The sequence below is a fragment of the Agrobacterium sp. lyk4-40-TYG-31 genome (assembly GCF_030209855.1).
In the GTDB taxonomy this organism is placed as follows: Bacteria; Pseudomonadota; Alphaproteobacteria; order Rhizobiales; family Rhizobiaceae; genus Agrobacterium; species Agrobacterium vaccinii.
In genome coordinates this window covers 159,584-174,717 of sequence record NZ_JARVRE010000005.1, presented here as the reverse complement: position 1 = coordinate 174,717, position 15,134 = coordinate 159,584, and the positions used below count along the sequence as shown (strand labels likewise).

General features: G+C 57.4%; 16 protein-coding genes. 9 read left to right on the top strand and 7 right to left on the bottom strand.

Annotated elements, in window-relative coordinates:
• Positions 1–51 precede the first annotated feature (51 nt).
• Complete coding sequence (locus tag QRN55_RS11155; RefSeq protein WP_284776747.1) at positions 52–1,302, bottom strand: MFS transporter; 1,251 nt, start codon at positions 1,300–1,302, stop codon at positions 52–54.
• Positions 1,303–1,534: 232 nt separating this feature from the next.
• On the opposite strand from QRN55_RS11155, the gene QRN55_RS11150 reads away from it, so the two are divergent.
• The 3 genes from QRN55_RS11150 to QRN55_RS11140 all read left to right on the top strand — a co-directional run bounded on the left by QRN55_RS11150 (position 1,535) and on the right by QRN55_RS11140 (position 4,409).
• A complete protein-coding gene (locus tag QRN55_RS11150; protein WP_284776746.1) occupies positions 1,535–2,446 on the top strand; it encodes a diacylglycerol/lipid kinase family protein in 912 nt (303 codons plus the stop codon).
• A gap of 116 nt (positions 2,447–2,562) precedes the next feature.
• Positions 2,563–3,933, top strand: coding sequence for an aspartate aminotransferase family protein (locus tag QRN55_RS11145; RefSeq protein ID WP_284776745.1), 1,371 nt, complete (start codon positions 2,563–2,565; stop codon positions 3,931–3,933).
• 5 nt (positions 3,934–3,938) lie between these two features.
• A complete protein-coding gene (locus QRN55_RS11140; protein WP_284776744.1) occupies positions 3,939–4,409 on the top strand; it encodes an OsmC family protein in 471 nt (156 codons plus the stop codon).
• Positions 4,410–4,426: 17 nt separating this feature from the next.
• Here QRN55_RS11140 and QRN55_RS11135 read toward each other — a convergent pair whose 3' ends face one another.
• Both QRN55_RS11135 and QRN55_RS11130 read right to left on the bottom strand, forming a co-directional pair.
• Positions 4,427–5,923: an ArnT family glycosyltransferase gene (locus QRN55_RS11135; protein WP_284776743.1), complete on the bottom strand. Its 1,497-nt coding sequence runs from the start codon at positions 5,921–5,923 to the stop codon at positions 4,427–4,429.
• A 5-nt stretch (positions 5,924–5,928) separates the two neighbouring features.
• On the bottom strand, positions 5,929–6,903 hold the full coding sequence (locus QRN55_RS11130; RefSeq protein WP_284777158.1) for a glycosyltransferase family 2 protein: 975 nt from the start codon (positions 6,901–6,903) through the stop codon (positions 5,929–5,931).
• Between the two features lie 142 nt (positions 6,904–7,045).
• On the opposite strand from QRN55_RS11130, the gene QRN55_RS11125 reads away from it, so the two are divergent.
• Entirely contained in the window at positions 7,046–7,981 is a 936-nt protein-coding gene (locus tag QRN55_RS11125) for a lysylphosphatidylglycerol synthase transmembrane domain-containing protein (RefSeq protein ID WP_284776742.1), read from the top strand.
• 45 nt (positions 7,982–8,026) lie between these two features.
• Here QRN55_RS11125 and amn read toward each other — a convergent pair whose 3' ends face one another.
• Positions 8,027–9,532, bottom strand: a complete 1,506-nt coding sequence (gene amn, locus QRN55_RS11120) for an AMP nucleosidase (protein WP_112500105.1) — start codon at positions 9,530–9,532, stop codon at positions 8,027–8,029.
• Between the two features lie 120 nt (positions 9,533–9,652).
• On the opposite strand from amn, the gene QRN55_RS11115 reads away from it, so the two are divergent.
• Complete coding sequence (locus QRN55_RS11115) at positions 9,653–10,264, top strand: LysE family translocator (RefSeq protein WP_233122928.1); 612 nt, start codon at positions 9,653–9,655, stop codon at positions 10,262–10,264.
• Positions 10,265–10,288: 24 nt separating this feature from the next.
• On the opposite strand, the gene QRN55_RS11110 is transcribed toward QRN55_RS11115, so the two are convergent.
• A complete protein-coding gene (locus QRN55_RS11110) occupies positions 10,289–10,459 on the bottom strand; it encodes a hypothetical protein (RefSeq protein ID WP_233123571.1) in 171 nt (56 codons plus the stop codon).
• A gap of 148 nt (positions 10,460–10,607) precedes the next feature.
• On the opposite strand from QRN55_RS11110, the gene QRN55_RS11105 reads away from it, so the two are divergent.
• Complete coding sequence (locus QRN55_RS11105; RefSeq protein WP_284776741.1) at positions 10,608–10,973, top strand: hypothetical protein; 366 nt, start codon at positions 10,608–10,610, stop codon at positions 10,971–10,973.
• Between the two features lie 19 nt (positions 10,974–10,992).
• Here QRN55_RS11105 and QRN55_RS11100 read toward each other — a convergent pair whose 3' ends face one another.
• Positions 10,993–11,355, bottom strand: coding sequence for a hypothetical protein (locus QRN55_RS11100; protein ID WP_284776740.1), 363 nt, complete (start codon positions 11,353–11,355; stop codon positions 10,993–10,995).
• A 110-nt stretch (positions 11,356–11,465) separates the two neighbouring features.
• On the opposite strand from QRN55_RS11100, the gene QRN55_RS11095 reads away from it, so the two are divergent.
• From QRN55_RS11095 to QRN55_RS11085, 3 genes are all read left to right on the top strand, one after another.
• Positions 11,466–12,905 (top strand): DKNYY domain-containing protein, encoded by a 1,440-nt coding sequence (locus tag QRN55_RS11095; RefSeq protein ID WP_284776739.1) that lies wholly within the window; start codon positions 11,466–11,468, stop codon positions 12,903–12,905.
• A 168-nt stretch (positions 12,906–13,073) separates the two neighbouring features.
• Positions 13,074–13,412 carry a hypothetical protein gene (locus QRN55_RS11090; RefSeq protein WP_162698255.1) on the top strand — a complete coding sequence of 113 codons (339 nt, stop codon included), beginning with the start codon at positions 13,074–13,076 and terminating at the stop codon, positions 13,410–13,412.
• 113 nt (positions 13,413–13,525) lie between these two features.
• Entirely contained in the window at positions 13,526–13,786 is a 261-nt protein-coding gene (locus QRN55_RS11085) for a hypothetical protein (protein ID WP_284776738.1), read from the top strand.
• A 56-nt stretch (positions 13,787–13,842) separates the two neighbouring features.
• On the opposite strand, the gene QRN55_RS11080 is transcribed toward QRN55_RS11085, so the two are convergent.
• Entirely contained in the window at positions 13,843–15,000 is a 1,158-nt protein-coding gene (locus QRN55_RS11080) for an esterase (protein WP_284776737.1), read from the bottom strand.
• Positions 15,001–15,134 lie beyond the last annotated feature (134 nt).

The window sequence follows — 15,134 nt, the reverse complement described above, 5'->3', positions numbered from 1 at the left end:
AGATATTCGGGCGTAAAGAGGCGCTTTAGAGGTTTCTAAAGCGCCATGAAATCAAGCCGTTAACGCCGCCTTCTCGCGTCGTTCCAGCACCACGGCCACGGCAAACACGATGAGGCCGCCCAGCGACAGAACCGCGCCGATGTACCCCGTCGACGCATAGCCGTAACCCATGGCGATGACGAGACCGCCGAGCCATGCGCCGAGTGCATTGGCGATGTTGAAGGCGGAGTGGTTGGAGGCGGCGGCGAGCGTCTGCGCGTCCGCGGCCACATCCATCAGGCGTGTCTGGACCGCAGGGCAGGCGGCAAAGCCGCAGCCGATGAGGAAGACGCACAGGCACAGCATGTAAGGATTATGGGCGGTGAGGCTGAAAAGCGCCATGAGCAGCACATTGAGCGCCAGCATGCCGCCGATGGTGCCGTTGAGCGACCAATCCGCAAGGCGTGAGCCAACGACATTGCCCACATTCATGCCGATGCCGAACAGCGCCAGAACGAGCGAGACCGAAGACACGGGCATCATGGCAACATCGGTCGTGGTCTTGGCGATATAGCTGAAGACGGAGAACATGCCGCCGAAGCCGACGGAGGCAACGGCCAGTGTCAGCCACACCTGCACGCGTCTGAAGGCGCCGAGTTCACGCCAGATGCTGGCACCTTCCTGCACCTTGTCGCGGGGCTGAAACAGCCACAGCAGTACGACGGTCAACAGTGCAATGCCGCCCACCATCATGAAGGCTGCGCGCCAGGAAAACATCTGGCCGAAGAAGGTGGCAAGCGGAGTTCCGAGCAGTGTCGCGATGGTGAGGCCCAGCATGACGCGGCCCACAGCGCGGGCGCGTTTGTGAATGGGCGCCATGGAGGCGGCCACCAGCGCTGCCACGCCGAAATAGGCACCGTGCGGCAGGCCGGTTATGAACCGCAGTGCCGTGAAGGTGGCGAAGTCAGGCGCGATGGCACTGAGAATATTGCCCGCCGCAAAGAGGCTCATCAATGCCAGCAAAAGCACGCGTCGTGTCATGCGGGCGGCAAGGACGGCGATGATGGGTGCGCCGATGACGACGCCGATCGCGTAGGCTGCAATAACATATCCTGCCTGCGGGACGGTGACGCCGTAGGTGGTGGCGACATCCGGCAGAAGACCCATGATCGCAAATTCACCCGTGCCGATGCCAAAGCCACCGGCGGCAAGCGCCAGTTCGATCAATGCAATGGAAAGAGGGGTGAGTGCTGCTGTCGATACTGGTGCAACGGGCGTTGCAGCCGCGTCTACGCGGATTTCGGAGTTAAGTATCTGGGTCATGATTTCTGCGGTGAAACGAGCAAAAAAAAGGGCAAGACCGAGGTCTCGGCCTGCCCTGACTGGAGTTATGTGGCCACCAAAATGACCTTATCTCCACGCATAGCACAGGCTTGTGCGTTGCGGTAGTCTCTGATTCGGCAAAATATTCGACTCACGCAAAGGTGTACGGAACGGAACGTTCGCTATTCCATTTAGGTCGCGCGCATGGGCGCAACGGGGGCTGGACAGTCATATGAAGTTGGTTGCGATTTTTAACCGCGATGGCGGTACCTTCAAGACCACGGATATGGATGCATTCTGCGAACACGCACGAACGGTTTTCCAGGCTGCGGGACACGACATCGAATGCCGTCTGGTGTCCGGCAAGGACATCGTCGAGGAAATGGAACGCACTGCCGATGACAAAGGGCTGGATGGCCTGATTGCAGGTGGTGGCGACGGCACCATTTCAGCCGCTGCCGGTATTGCCTGGAAGCACGGCATTGCGCTGGGCGTTGTGCCCGCCGGAACCATGAACCTCTTTGCCCGCTCCCTGAAGCTGCCGCTGGATATCTGGCAGGCGGTGGACACGCTGGCGCTGGGGCATGTCGAGAATGTCGATATTGCCAGCGCCAATGGACGACCCTTTGTGCACCAGTTTTCCGCAGGCCTGCATGCCCGCATGGTGCGCTACCGCGACCAGATGGAATATGCTTCACGGCTGGGCAAGATCCGGGCGAATATTCGCGCAGCCATTGGTGTGGTCTTCAACCCACCGAAATTCGACATGGAATTCACGGTCGACGGGAAAACCCAGCACCGCCGCGCCTGCGCCATTTCCGCATCCAACAACGAATTCGGGCAAAGCCCGCTGCTGGTCGCCGACGATATCACCCAAGGCAAGCTTGGCCTTTACATCGCCGAGGCGTTGACGCCCTCTGGCGTCATGGGTCTTGCCATCGATATTCTGCGTGGCAAGCTGAAGGAAAATGCGGCGGTGACGGCCATGGCCGTGACGAATGCCGATCTGCATTTTCCCAAGCGGCATGGCGACGTGAAATGCGTGATCGATGGCGAATTGCTGCCGATGAAACGCGATGTCACGCTGAAAATTCATGCTGGTGAACTGAAAGTCATCGTTCCCAAAGACTTCTCAAGCCACTGATATTATTGGCTGAGTGGCAATGCCGAAAGACGGTTTGTAACGTATAGACAGCCTTGCAAAATGCTGCCGCGCCCTCCATGCTGCGCCCGTATGAGTCAATGGGAGTGCATGACGCGATGAACGACAATGCCGGGACGATATCGAACCTCGCCGCCATCGACGCCGCACACCACCTGCATCCCTTTTCCGACATGGGCAAACTGAACGCGACGGGCACGCGCATCATCGAGCGGGCGGAAGGCGTTTTCATCTATGACAGTACCGGCAAGAAATATCTGGACGCCTTTGCCGGTCTGTGGTGCGTCAACATCGGCTACGGCAGGCGTGAGATTTCCGATGCCGTTTTCCGGCAGATGAATGAGCTGCCCTACTACAACGCCTTCTTCGGCACGACGACGCCTCCGGCGACCCTTCTGGCGCAGAAAATAACCGCCCATGCCGGGCCGAACATGAACCATGTGTTTTTCACCAATTCCGGCTCAGAGGCCACTGACACGTGGTTTCGTATGGCCCGCGTCTATTGGAAAGCGCTGGGGCACCCGACGAAAACACACGTCATTGCACGGCGAAACGGCTATCACGGCTCTACTGTGGCGGGCGCCTCTTTGGGTGGCATGACGTGGATGCACGAGCAGGGCAATCTGCCCATCGAAGGCGTGTCGCATGTCGGCCAGCCCTACTGGTATGTCGAAGGGGGTGACCTGACGCCTGCCGAATTCGGCCTGACGGTTGCGCGAGAACTGGATGCCAAGATCGATGAAATCGGCGAAGAAAATGTTGCCGCCTTTGTGGCGGAACCCATTCAGGGGGCAGGCGGCGTCATCGTGCCGCCGGAGACCTACTGGCCGGAAATCGCGCGGATCTGCAAGGCGCGCAACATTCTGCTGGTCTCAGACGAGGTGATCTGCGGTTTCGGGCGGCTGGGCTCGTGGTTCGGTTATCAGCACTTCGGTTATGAGCCCGATCTGGCACCCATCGCGAAAGGGCTTTCATCCGGTTACCTGCCGATCGGTGGCGTTCTGGTCTCGGACCGTGTGGCCGAGGTGATGCTGACAAAGGTGGGTGATTTCAACCACGGCTTCACCTATTCCGGCCACCCCGTCTGTGCCGCCGCTGCACTTGAAAATCTTCGCATCATCGAGGACGAGGGACTAGTAGAGCGGGTGCGCGATGAAATCGGCCCCTATTTCCGACAGGGCTGGGAAAGCCTGGCCGACCATGAAACGGTGGGCGAAGCGGTCAATGTCGGTCTCATCGGCGGGCTGCAACTGACGGCGGACAAGGCCACGCGCAGGCGTTACGACAAGCCTGACGATATCGGTGCACTGGTGCGCAATCATTGCCTGGAGAATGGGCTGGTGATGCGTGCCACCGGCGACCGCATGCTGGCATCGCCTGCCTTCACCATCAGCCGGTCCGAGGTGGACCAGATCATCGAGAAACTGCGCAAGGGGCTGGACCACCTTCGCGATACAATAAAGGTTTGAAAGACGTGGCAGACAACGAGCATCACTACCGGGTGAAAATCGAATGGACCGGCAATCGCGGCACCGGCACATCCGGCTACCGCGAGTATGGCCGCGACCATCTTATTTCAGCCGAGGGCAAGACCGATATATCAGGCTCATCCGACCCGGCCTTCCGGGGAGACGCATCGCGCTGGAACCCGGAGGAGTTGCTGCTTGCCTCCGTCTCTGCCTGCCACAAGCTCTGGTATCTGCATTTCTGCGCCGTTTCCGGCGTGGTGGTAACGGATTATGTGGATGAGCCAGATGGCACGATGGTGCTGGCGAAAGATGGGGCAGGGCAGTTCACCGAGGTGGTGCTGAAGCCGATCGTGACCATCTCCAAGGGCGATGCGCAGACGGCACAGGAACTGCACAACGACGCGCACGAGAAATGCTTCATCGCCAATTCGGTGAATTTTCCAATCCGCGTTGAAGCGCAGATCAGGTCGGTGTGAGTCGACGACAGGTTCTCCTATCGCGCCGGAATGGTTTCCCAGGCGTAGTAGAAGGCATGGCGCTTGTTGCCCTTGCCGGTATAGGGCACGTTGGCATTCCGTATTTCCGTCGGCGCTGGCAGGGCAGACCTCTGCGCAAGCTTCTCCAGTTCGGCGCCCGGATTTTCCGGCATTACGCCATCGTCGCTCGTCCCAGCTAGCAGAACGATCGCTCCGGCGGGCCATTCTGCCGGCAGCGTTTCGACATCCTTGTTGCCGGAAAAGACGGTTGCATTGGGGAACTGCATTTTCAGATTACCGCCCACCAGACCGCCTGAGGCGATGACATAACGCGGCTCCGGTTGGCCATCCTTGCGCACCGCTTCGCCGAATTTGTCATAGGGAATGTGAACCAGCGAATAGCGCTCGAAATAGGGGGCGATCAATCCGCGCGACAAGAGGACGATGACGAAGCCGACGGACAAGGTGGCCGTGATCGCCAGCATCGATGGCAGTTTGCGTTCCGCAAGGATGCCTGCGGCCTGAACCTTGAGAGCAAGGTAAAGCGGCCACAGCAACAGATAGACCGTTACCCACTTCTGGCGCACCTGCGTGGCACCCAGACCCCAGATGATAAACATGACACAGATGAATGAAATCAGCATGATACGGCCAACGATTCGCGTGGATTGATCGCTGGCGCGGATGATTGCCTTGAGGTCCTTGAATAACAGAAGGGCGTAGATGGCGGCGGTCAGCGCCATGCCTTTCACGAAGGCGAACAGGAGTTCGAGGGAGCCTTCGAGCGCATGAAAGACCACGTCGTCATCGCCTTCCCGCATTTCGGTCGTGGTCTGGCTGACGGCCAGATTGAGGTGATCCCGCACCCACATAATATGTGGGGTCGCGATGACCAGTGCAGCGGCGATGGTCAGCAGCATGCGCCAGTCGAGCAGGCGCGCGCGCATGTCCTTTTCGAGTGCAATTGCCATCAGGGCCGCAACGGGCAGGACGACGAAATTGTATTTCGACAATGCACCGAGACCGATGGCAGCACCGGTGAGGATGTAGCCCCAGGCCGTCGGTTTCTGCAACGTGCTGAACAAAGCATAGATGAACAGGGCCACTGCAAAGAGCGCCAGCACGGTGTGCGAAAGATCACGCTGCACCATGACGAAAACAGTCGGCAGCGTGATAACGCCCAGCGTCGCTATGTTCACCAGTGCTTTTTCGCGGATGAGCAGGCGCGCGGCCAACCAGACATAGAGACAACAGAGAAACATTAGGCCGTTTTTCAGCAGGCTCAAAGCCGCAACGGAAGGGCCGAGAATGCTGTTGGCGCCATATTGCAGCCATGTGTAGATGGGCGGTTGTGAACCATAGCCAAACAGCAGAAACTGGGAAAACAGTGCCTGTTGCGTCTCGTCTACTTCCAGAGCTGGCGAACGGATGAGCCTTGCTGCGACCGCAAGCAGGAAATATCCCGCAATCAGCACCAGAACCACATCTGCATTGCGGGAAAGAGCTTTGCGCATGGGGCTCAGGACTCGGTTGCGGTGAAGGTCTTGGCGACGATGTAATTCGGGGTGCGCTCATCGCGGTAATAGAGCCGGGCGATCATTTCGGCGAGGATGCCGGTGGTGATCATCTGAACCGAAGACAAGAGCAATACGACACCCACCATCAGCATCGGACGTGTGCCGATATCGTTTCCGAAGATGAACTTGTCTACGCAAAGATAAAACAGGATGACGGTGGCGAGTGCGCCGAGACCGAGGCCGAGCGAGCCGAAGAAATGCCCCGGACGCGCCTTGTAGCGCATGAAGAACATGACCGACAGCAAGTCGAGAATGACGCGGAACGTGCGCGAGATGCCGTATTTCGATGCGCCGAACTGCCGGGCATGGTGGGTGACAGCCATTTCCCCGATGCGCGTGCTGGGCACCACGCCCGCCACCCAGGCCGGAATGAAACGATGCATTTCACCCATCAGCTTCACCTGTTTGATAACTGATGAGCGGTATATCTTGAGGCTGCAACCATAGTCGTGCAGGCGCACACCGGTGATCCTGCCGATCAGCCGGTTGGCAATCCAGGAGGGGACCTTGCGCAGAAACAAGCCGTCCTGCCGGTTCTTGCGCCAACCCACCAGAAGGTCCAGTTCCCGGCGCTCCAACTCCGCGACCAGCATGGGTATGTCCTTGGGGTCATTCTGCAAGTCGCCATCAAGCGTTGCGATGAGGCGCCCGCGAGCGTTGTCGATGCCCGCCTGCATGGCAGCGGTCTGGCCGAAATTGCGCTGCAATGCGACGATCTTCAGCGACAGTCCGTCCTGCGAGAGATAGGGCCGGGCATTGGCGATGGTCGCATCCGTGCTGCCATCATCGACCAGAATGAGTTCCCAGCCAGCAGCGTAGGAGGACATGGCCTCCACCACACGCTCGATCAGCAGGCCAACGCTTTCCTGCTCGTTGAAAATCGGCACGACAAGCGATAGTTCCGGTGTATCTTTCATCAGAAACTCGTCGCGAAACGCAGTCGTTGTTGGCACCGAGGCTCTCTCCAGTTAAGGCATGGGACATATACTCTCAGCCGGATAGGACGCCCCAGGGTTTTTGTCCAGATAAGGCCGTAGTTTGACAGGGAATCCGGGCACTATGAAACCAACGGCGTGGCTTAGCCGCAACGCGATGACGCTTTTCACCGTGCTGGTGATTGCCGCCTATGCGGGCTTCATACAGTGGATGTGGGGCTGGCGCAGCATTTTCGACCTCTGGCGCACCGCCGGGTGGGGCGCAATCGTGCTGGCTCTTGCACTACTGGTCTCCACCTATGTGCTGCGCACCTGGCGCATTTACGATTACTTTCCGCGCGAGACCAATGGGCGTTTTGTAGCGCTTTTTCGGGTCGTGCAGATCCACAATCTGCTCAACATCATGCTGCCCTTTCGCAGTGGCGAGACCAGTTTTCCATTGTTGATGCGCAAGGAATTCGACGTGGGGCTGTTGCGCGGCACGTCGGCGCTGTTCGTCATGCGCCTGTTCGATCTCCACGCCCTACTGGCCGCCGCGGGCGTGGGACTGGCGCTGGAGAAAGGTGGCACGTTGATCTGGCTGGGCTGGACGGCGTTCTTGCTGCTTCCCGCGTTTGGCTTTGGTGTTCGCGCGGTGCTGTTCGGGCTGGTCGGGCGCATTCCTTCGCCGAAGCTCATCAAGCTGTTGGCCGAGGTGCAGGAGGGGTTGCCTGCTGACAACATTGCCTTCCTGCGCGCCTGGGGCGTAACGCTGATCAACTGGTTCGTCAAAATCGCCGTACTGGCATGGGTGCTGATGCTGATGGGAAACATCGTCCTGCCGCCTGGCTTTGGCGGTGCACTGGGCGGTGAGCTATCCTCGGTTCTGCCCATCCACGCACCCGGCGGGGTAGGGACCTATCCTGCTGGAATCATTGCCGGTGCCATCGGCTTTGGCGCAGCATCCGGTGAAGCCGCGCTATCCACCCTCGGCCAAGCCGCCGTTAACGTCCACCTGTTGGTCATCATCTCATCGCTGATCGGCACGACGCTGGCGCTGTTCGTGCCGAAGAAGCGGTAGAGTTGCGGCCGGTTCGAACGATTTTCTGATCGTTCTGCCGCAATCCTACTGAAACGCCGTCTCGTAAAAGCTTCGCAACTTCCGAGAATGCAGCGTTTCCTTCTGCATGGCGGCGAGCTTTTGCACGGCGCGGATGCCGATCTGCAAGTGTTGCGCGACCTGGGTGCGGTAGAATTCCGTGGCCATGCCGGGCAGTTTCAACTCGCCGTGCAGGGGCTTGTCGGAGACGCAGAGCAGGGTGCCGTAGGGCACGCGGAAGCGGAAGCCGTTGGCGGCGATGGTGGCGGATTCCATGTCCAGCGCGATGGCGCGTGATTGCGACAGGCGCTTGACCGGGCCTGCCTGATCGCGAAGTTCCCAGTTGCGGTTATCGATGGTGGCGACGGTGCCGGTGCGCATGATGCGCTTCAGCTCGAAGCCTTCGTAACCGGTCACCTCGGCAACCGCGCCCTCCAGCGCCATTTGCACTTCGGCAAGCGCGGGGATGGGCACCCAGACGGGCAGGTCATCATCCAGAACATGGTCTTCACGCACATAGGCGTGCGCCAGAACATAATCGCCCAGGCGCTGGCTGTTGCGAAGACCTGCGCAATGGCCAACCATCAGCCATGCATGTGGACGCAGCACCGCGACGTGGTCGGTAATGGTCTTGGCATTGGAGGGGCCGACGCCGATATTGACGAGCGTGATGCCCGCATGGCCCTTTTTCTTGAGGTGGTAGGCGGGCATTTGCGGCAAGCGACCGAGTGTCATATCGGTGATCGGGCGGTCTGAACCGGCCTGCGTGACGATGTTGCCCGGTTCCACGAATTCCGTATAGCCTTCGCCGCCATCCGCCATCATCTTGCGCGCCCAGGCGGAGAATTCATCGATGTAGAACTGGTAGTTGGTAAACAGCACGAAGTTCTGGAAGTGATTGGCGCTGGTGGCCGTGTAATGGCTGAGGCGGGCCAGCGAATAATCGATGCGCTGCGCCGTAAACGGCGCCAGCGGCGCGGGCTCGCCGGGCACCTGATCATATTCGCCATTGGCAATCAGGTCATCGGTGTTGTTGAGATCAGGCGTATCGAACAGGTCGCGCAGGGGCACATCCGACAGAGAAGACGCCGCGGCAGCCTCGACATAGGCGCCTTCGCCAAAGGCGAAATGCAGCGGAATGGGCGTGGCCGATTCGGCAACCGTGACATGCACGCCGTGGTTCTTGATGAGAAGGCCGAGTTGCTCCTTCAGGTAATGTCGGAAAAGCTGTGGCCGCGTGATCGTCGTCGTGTAGACGCCGGGCGAGGTGACGTGGCCATAGGACAGGCGCGAATCGACATGACCAAAGGTCGATGTCTCGATGCTGACCTGGGGATAACACGCCCGGTATCGACCCTCGATCGGCGCGCCCTGCGCCAGATCGGTGAACGATTTGATGAGGAAATTCGTGTTGCGCTCATAAAGCGCCGTCAACGCATCCACGGCTTCTTTCGGATCAGTGAAAGTCTGCGGCGCGAAAGGCTCCGGCGTGATGAAGGCGAGGGGCGGAATCGTGTGCTTTGCTATTGTCATGGCCTATTATAGAGAGCCAATTTCGACAGGCAAGCGACAGAAATATGAGCATTCGAAAAATTACGCGCTACAACCGTTGGTGACGCTTGCTTTCAAGGGCGCAATGGATAACGTCTTCCCATGACTCTGATGGCGCTCTTGATTTTCGCCGGAGCCCTGATTGCAGATAGCATCAGCCCCGGGCCAACCGTTGCAGCACTGGTTGCGCGCGTGCTGTCGCGTGGGGTTCGCGATGTCTTGCCGTTTCTAATCGCAATCTGGATTGGGGAGGCGATCTGGCTCAGCGTTGCTCTCGCAGGATTGGCAGCGCTCGCATCGACCTTCTACGTGGTTTTTGAAATCATCAAATGGTTGGGCGTCGTCTACCTGTTCTATCTGGCCTGGACGCTTTTCACGCAAAAGCCCGATGTTGCGCAAGGCGAACTGCCCGTCAAAGGAAGCGGCCTGAAAGCGTTCTTTTCAGGCCTTTCGGTGTCTATCGGCAACCCAAAGAACATGCTGTTCTATCTGACATTGATGCCATCGCTGATCGACATTCAGGGTGTGACAGCCATGGGCTGGGCGCAACTGCTGGCAACCTTGGTCGTAACGCTGATCGCAGTTGATCTCTCCTGGGTATTTCTTGCTTCAAAGGCTCGCAGGTTTCTGCAAAACAGCCGCGCGATCCGCCGCATCAATCAAATCAGTGGCGCAGCAATGGCTCTGGCCGCTGCGGCTATCGCTACGCGTTGAGCGGGTAAGCCCTCAGCGTAGCTCTTAAATCGTCATGTGGCAGTTTGTGGAAAGATTTTGCTGGCAGGCGATCGATGCGCCGACATTGACCCGCTGAAAGCTGCGGTTGGGATTGACCACCAGCGCCGCGAACGACATCGCGAAAATTGCCATCAACAAAACGATGATGCTGAACCGACGTACCAAGATTGCCATGCCCATTTCCCCTTTGTGTGTAACCGTGTCCCTTACTGTTGACACGACATTGCCACGTTTGGACTGAACCGATGCTGAGAGCCGGGTTCATGTGGGGTTCAGGGAACAGAGCACGATTGGTGGCGTCCAACGGGAGATGGAAACGGTAATGGCGGACGAAACATGGGCGTCGTTCAGTCTGTACAGATGGCCGTTCAATCCCGCTTATGCGGAGGTCTTCGACCTCGTATTCAAGCTTTCTTACACGACGGATGGACAGAATACCCCTCGTCTGGAGGTGTTTGTCGACAGCGATTTGGCCAAGGAGAAGGATTGGAGAATCTATGGCGCTCCGGGCGACGAATCGGATGATGTGGCGGAAATCAATTTTTCGGCGGCCGGTGAGCGAAAGCCGCTCATCCTGATGTCGCGGTTCTATATGGTGGAATTCGCCGAGCTGCGCTTTGAATATCGTCCAATCGCTAGCGAAACCTTCGTGCCGGTTTATTACTTCAAGGCGGCGATCATCGGGTGAAGTCGATGCCTGTCTTGCCTCAGGCTTTGTTGTTTCGGCCAGCAAAAGCGGCTTTCAGCAACGCAAGAGCGAGAAAAACCAGTGCGGCCAAGGGTAGCAGAGCTATAAGTACGAATAGCAAGAGTATCCTTAGAATGCCTTCTCCACCATTTGCAATGGCAACCCAGCCCCTCAGGACTTTCAGCATTGCAGGCCCGCACGCGATAATAAGCAGGACATAGGCGCCGAGCGCAAATAAAGCGTTTCCCCCAAATCCCATCACATAAATCGCCGTCGCAACAGCAATGGCAAGGCCTGCTGCGATGCGCAGCGCCGGCAGGAGATGGCCCCGCCGCTTTTGATGAGGTCCATGAACATCTGGCGGGCAGGTTGATTTCTCCATTCACAACTCTTCTTTCTTGTGTTCGTTAGTAATGGCTTCGGCTTACTAAAGATTGCAGTATGCTGAGTTTTGGTTGTGGTAAAGTTTCTATCAAAAGTGGAGGAAGAGTGATGAGCGACGCATTCACTGTTCGAGACAAAAAAGTTTTCCTCGTCGATGGCAGCGACGAACCGGTGGAGGTGAAGGGTGGCATTTCCCCGCAGGATTTCGCGGTGGTAAGCCAGTCTCCTGATCGGTATCTCTGGAGCGGATATCTGCGGGATAAAAAGGGTATCTGGTGGTATCATCAGCGCAACAAAAAGGCGAAGTTCGTCACGAGCGACGCCGATGGATTTCGTGTGGTGAATGATGACTACGGGTTGGACGGCGCCCAAGTCTATCTTGAAGATCGGGTCATTCCCGGTGCTGATCCGCGCAGTTTTTCACTCATGGAAAACACTAACTATTTCGCCAAGGATAAGCATCGCCTGTACGTCAAAACCAGCTCCCGTTTTTTCCACGTCGATAAACTCGATCCGGCCACCCTGGTGGCAAACGGACCCTACGTCGGGGACAAGCACGATCTCTACTATCTGTTCGATTCCTTGACGCTGAGTAACAGTTCGAAGCTCAATGAGACCGTGCGGTATTCGCTCTGCAAAGAGCATCATATGCTGTTGAAGGACTGGTTTGCCAAACACTACCCCGACATCGTCGGCTGGTGGCATCCCGCTTACCCGTTCAATGCAGATGGCGCAGAACAGATCGCGGATGATTGGTACAGGACCTCGAACGCCGTGTTTTTCAAAGAGACACTGACGACGATGCGGACGTCCCAAGAGGTCTTCAATCTTGTTCGCGGCGCAGATTCCGCCAGTTTCGAGCCGCTGGATGCCTTCCATGCGCGCGACGCGAAAAATGTGTTCTGCAGATCAAGGCGGATTGACGGTGTTGATCGAGAGACTTTCCTGCCGATCGAGGGCCTTTTCGGGAAAGATAAGGCGGGCGTTTATTTCAACGGCTATCCTGTCGAGCATGCCGACCCGGCGAAGTTTCAAGTTCTCCGGTCAGTGGTTCCGCTGGCGAAAGACAATAAGCGGGTTTACGTGGCCGCCCATGCGCGCACGACTTGGCCGTTCGGGTGCCCGGACGACATTCTAGTTGCGCTGGATGACGCAGATGCCAAGAGTTTTCAGGTGTTTGGAAAGCGCGGCGTGTGGGCGGCTGATGCTGCTAGGGTCTATCTGCGGGGCGAACATCAGAAAAAGTTGGATGCCGCCAGCTTCCGGTTTCTCTGCGAAACTAAGACCAACTGCTGGGCGGCGGATGACAAGGGGCTCTACCGCTCCAACGGTACGCTCATTGTTGCGGGCATAGATGGTCGCCACTTCGTCAAACTCAACGATTTCTGGGGAAGCGATGGAAAAGCCGTTTTCTCTTTCGTGACCGGAGCCATACAAAAGGCAATGGACGCCGAAAGCTTTGTCGTAACGGATGAGAGCGGCGGGGGCAGGGATGCTGCTTTCAGCTATCGGGTCGATAATGGGAGTATTCGAAAAACCAAACGTTGAATGACTCGTTTTGCGACGTTGAACCAACAAGTACTGTCATGTTTGGGATTTTCACGATGAGGCACAAAGCAGGTTTCAATTGCCTCTTTTCACTACACGTGCTGCCGTTTATCAATCTGCCAGCCATGGTTTTATGTTCTGGTAAACGATGATGTGAAAGGAGATATGATGATCTGGAGCGGACAAGGTTATCTCGTCGCAGCTATTGTGTTTGGCGTGTCATTACTCATGAATATGGTTGTCGATGGAATTTATGGTGAGGGGGCATATTCCACTCAACCGATATGGTTTCCGTTAGCTCTGTTGGTCGCTGCGCCGTTCATTTGGGTCCTTGGAACAGCCCTTCAAAAGAATGGAGATCGCGTCGTCATCGACAAGGAAACCGGTGAAGAGCTGACGATCAACCGATCGAGCCACATGTTTATGTTTGTGCCGATGAAATACTGGGCCTTTATCGCCACGGCGGTAGCTGCAGTTCTCTTCATCAAAACCGCACTTGCCCTTTGATGTTTTGGGGAAATATTTTCAAGATCATGAAAATATCGGCGATTTCGAGAGCGCAGCTACCTCGCTTTTCAAACTGCCTTTCTTCGGCCAAAACACTCCCCCTATAAGCAGGTATGGAAATCCTTGAGACCTATATTCCCGAAGACGTCTATTCGCTGTTGGTGATGGGCGCTGTTGTGGTCGTTGCGATCTGGTTGGTGCTGTTTGTCGTACGCAAGCTGATCGGCATTGCCTTGCTGGCGGCTATCATAATCGGGGGGCTGATGGTTTGGCACAATCCCGTTCTGCTGCGGAATGCGCAAGATACTGCGGTGCGTTACTACGACCAGTGGCGTTATGGCGCGACGGTCCATGAGGAACAGCGGCGCTGGTAACACTTTTAATTTGCCGCCTTGCCCCAGTGAGACAAGGCGGCAACTTTTTTTAGTCTCTACTTCTTGAACACCTTCTGCAAATACGCCTCGAACGATGGGCGCCAGACGTCCATCTCGTGGCCGAGGTCTTTGTAATCCGTGTAGTCGTGGGCGATCTTCTTTTTGTCCAGCGTGGCTTTGAGGCCTGCGATGTCCTTGCCGGTGACGACGTCTTTTGTACCAACGGTGACGGTGAGGTTGCGCAAGGCTTTGTTGATCTTGTCGGGCTGGGCCAGCGCGGCATCCACGGCCTTGTTTGGCACCGTTGTGGTGGTGACGCCGCTGAAGGTGGCGACCCAGCCGAAGGTGCCCAAGTGGGTGAGGCCGGAGACGAGGGATTGGTAGCCGCCCTGCGACAGGCCGACCACGGCGCGGCCATCGGCATCGTCACGCACCTTATAGTGCTGCTTCATGTAGGGGATGAGGTCTTCCACGAGTTCGCGGTCGATGGCATCGGCATTGATGGGGTAGAAGTTCTTGCGACGGTCGGCACCGGGGAAGTTTTCGGCGATGGCCTCGGGAATGTCCGCTTCCGTATCGGGAATGACCACGATCATCGGCTCGATTTTCTTCTCGGCCAGGAGATTGTCGAGGATTTGCGGGGCGCGGCCCTGGGTGACCCAGGAGGCAACCGTGTCACCGAAGCCGTGGTAGAGATACATGACCGGCAGAGGTTCGGACGCATCCGTGTAGCCCGGTGGCGTGTAGACATAGGTTGCGCGCTGGGATTTCAAGGCTTTAGACGGAATGGTGACGAGGCGAAGTTCGCCGTGCGGCACATCGCGCACATCGAGAATGCTGCCTGGGACAAGAATGAGGCTGGTGTTCACCTGCCGCTGCGGCTTGGGATAATTGGTGCCGGTGTCGATGCTGCGGAAGCCGTCTATGTTGAAGTAGTATTCATAGAGATTGGGCTTCAGCACGTCGCTCTTGGCGCTCCAGACGCCGTTGTCTGCTCGCTTCATTTCCAGCGGCGCATTGCTGCCGAGAGTGACGGATACTGCCTTGGCCGCAGGCGCGAAGAGGCGGAATGTGATCGATCCGTCCTTTTCGACTGCGGTGACGAATTCGTTCAACGGTCGGTCTGCCGGTGGCGAGGCGGGTGGTTCGGCAGCGAAAGCGGGTGCGGTCATGATGCAACTGGCCAAAAGGATGCAAGGCAAAAGCATGCGCATGAAAATATGTCCTCCAAATTACGTTACCCCCGGCCCGAAACTGACAGATGCACCCTGCCTTTTCAACTGCGCACTGGCGGGGGAAGCATAAAGATCAGGTTGCTTGCTGAAACCGGCTTTCCCGGCTAGGACCG

Coding starts and splice junctions, on each gene's coding strand:
- QRN55_RS11155 (WP_284776747.1), bottom strand. CDS start 1,302: ATGACCCAGATACTTAACTCCGAAATCCGCGTAGACGCGGCTGCAACG.
- QRN55_RS11150 (WP_284776746.1), top strand. CDS start 1,535: ATGAAGTTGGTTGCGATTTTTAACCGCGATGGCGGTACCTTCAAGACC.
- QRN55_RS11145 (WP_284776745.1), top strand. CDS start 2,563: ATGAACGACAATGCCGGGACGATATCGAACCTCGCCGCCATCGACGCC.
- QRN55_RS11135 (WP_284776743.1), bottom strand. CDS start 5,923: ATGCGCAAAGCTCTTTCCCGCAATGCAGATGTGGTTCTGGTGCTGATT.
- QRN55_RS11130 (WP_284777158.1), bottom strand. CDS start 6,903: ATGAAAGATACACCGGAACTATCGCTTGTCGTGCCGATTTTCAACGAG.
- QRN55_RS11125 (WP_284776742.1), top strand. CDS start 7,046: ATGAAACCAACGGCGTGGCTTAGCCGCAACGCGATGACGCTTTTCACC.
- amn (WP_112500105.1), bottom strand. CDS start 9,532: ATGACAATAGCAAAGCACACGATTCCGCCCCTCGCCTTCATCACGCCG.
- QRN55_RS11115 (WP_233122928.1), top strand. CDS start 9,653: ATGACTCTGATGGCGCTCTTGATTTTCGCCGGAGCCCTGATTGCAGAT.
- QRN55_RS11110 (WP_233123571.1), bottom strand. CDS start 10,459: ATGGCAATCTTGGTACGTCGGTTCAGCATCATCGTTTTGTTGATGGCA.
- QRN55_RS11105 (WP_284776741.1), top strand. CDS start 10,608: ATGGCGGACGAAACATGGGCGTCGTTCAGTCTGTACAGATGGCCGTTC.
- QRN55_RS11100 (WP_284776740.1), bottom strand. CDS start 11,355: ATGGAGAAATCAACCTGCCCGCCAGATGTTCATGGACCTCATCAAAAG.
- QRN55_RS11095 (WP_284776739.1), top strand. CDS start 11,466: ATGAGCGACGCATTCACTGTTCGAGACAAAAAAGTTTTCCTCGTCGAT.
- QRN55_RS11090 (WP_162698255.1), top strand. CDS start 13,074: ATGATCTGGAGCGGACAAGGTTATCTCGTCGCAGCTATTGTGTTTGGC.
- QRN55_RS11085 (WP_284776738.1), top strand. CDS start 13,526: ATGGAAATCCTTGAGACCTATATTCCCGAAGACGTCTATTCGCTGTTG.
- QRN55_RS11080 (WP_284776737.1), bottom strand. CDS start 15,000: ATGCGCATGCTTTTGCCTTGCATCCTTTTGGCCAGTTGCATCATGACC.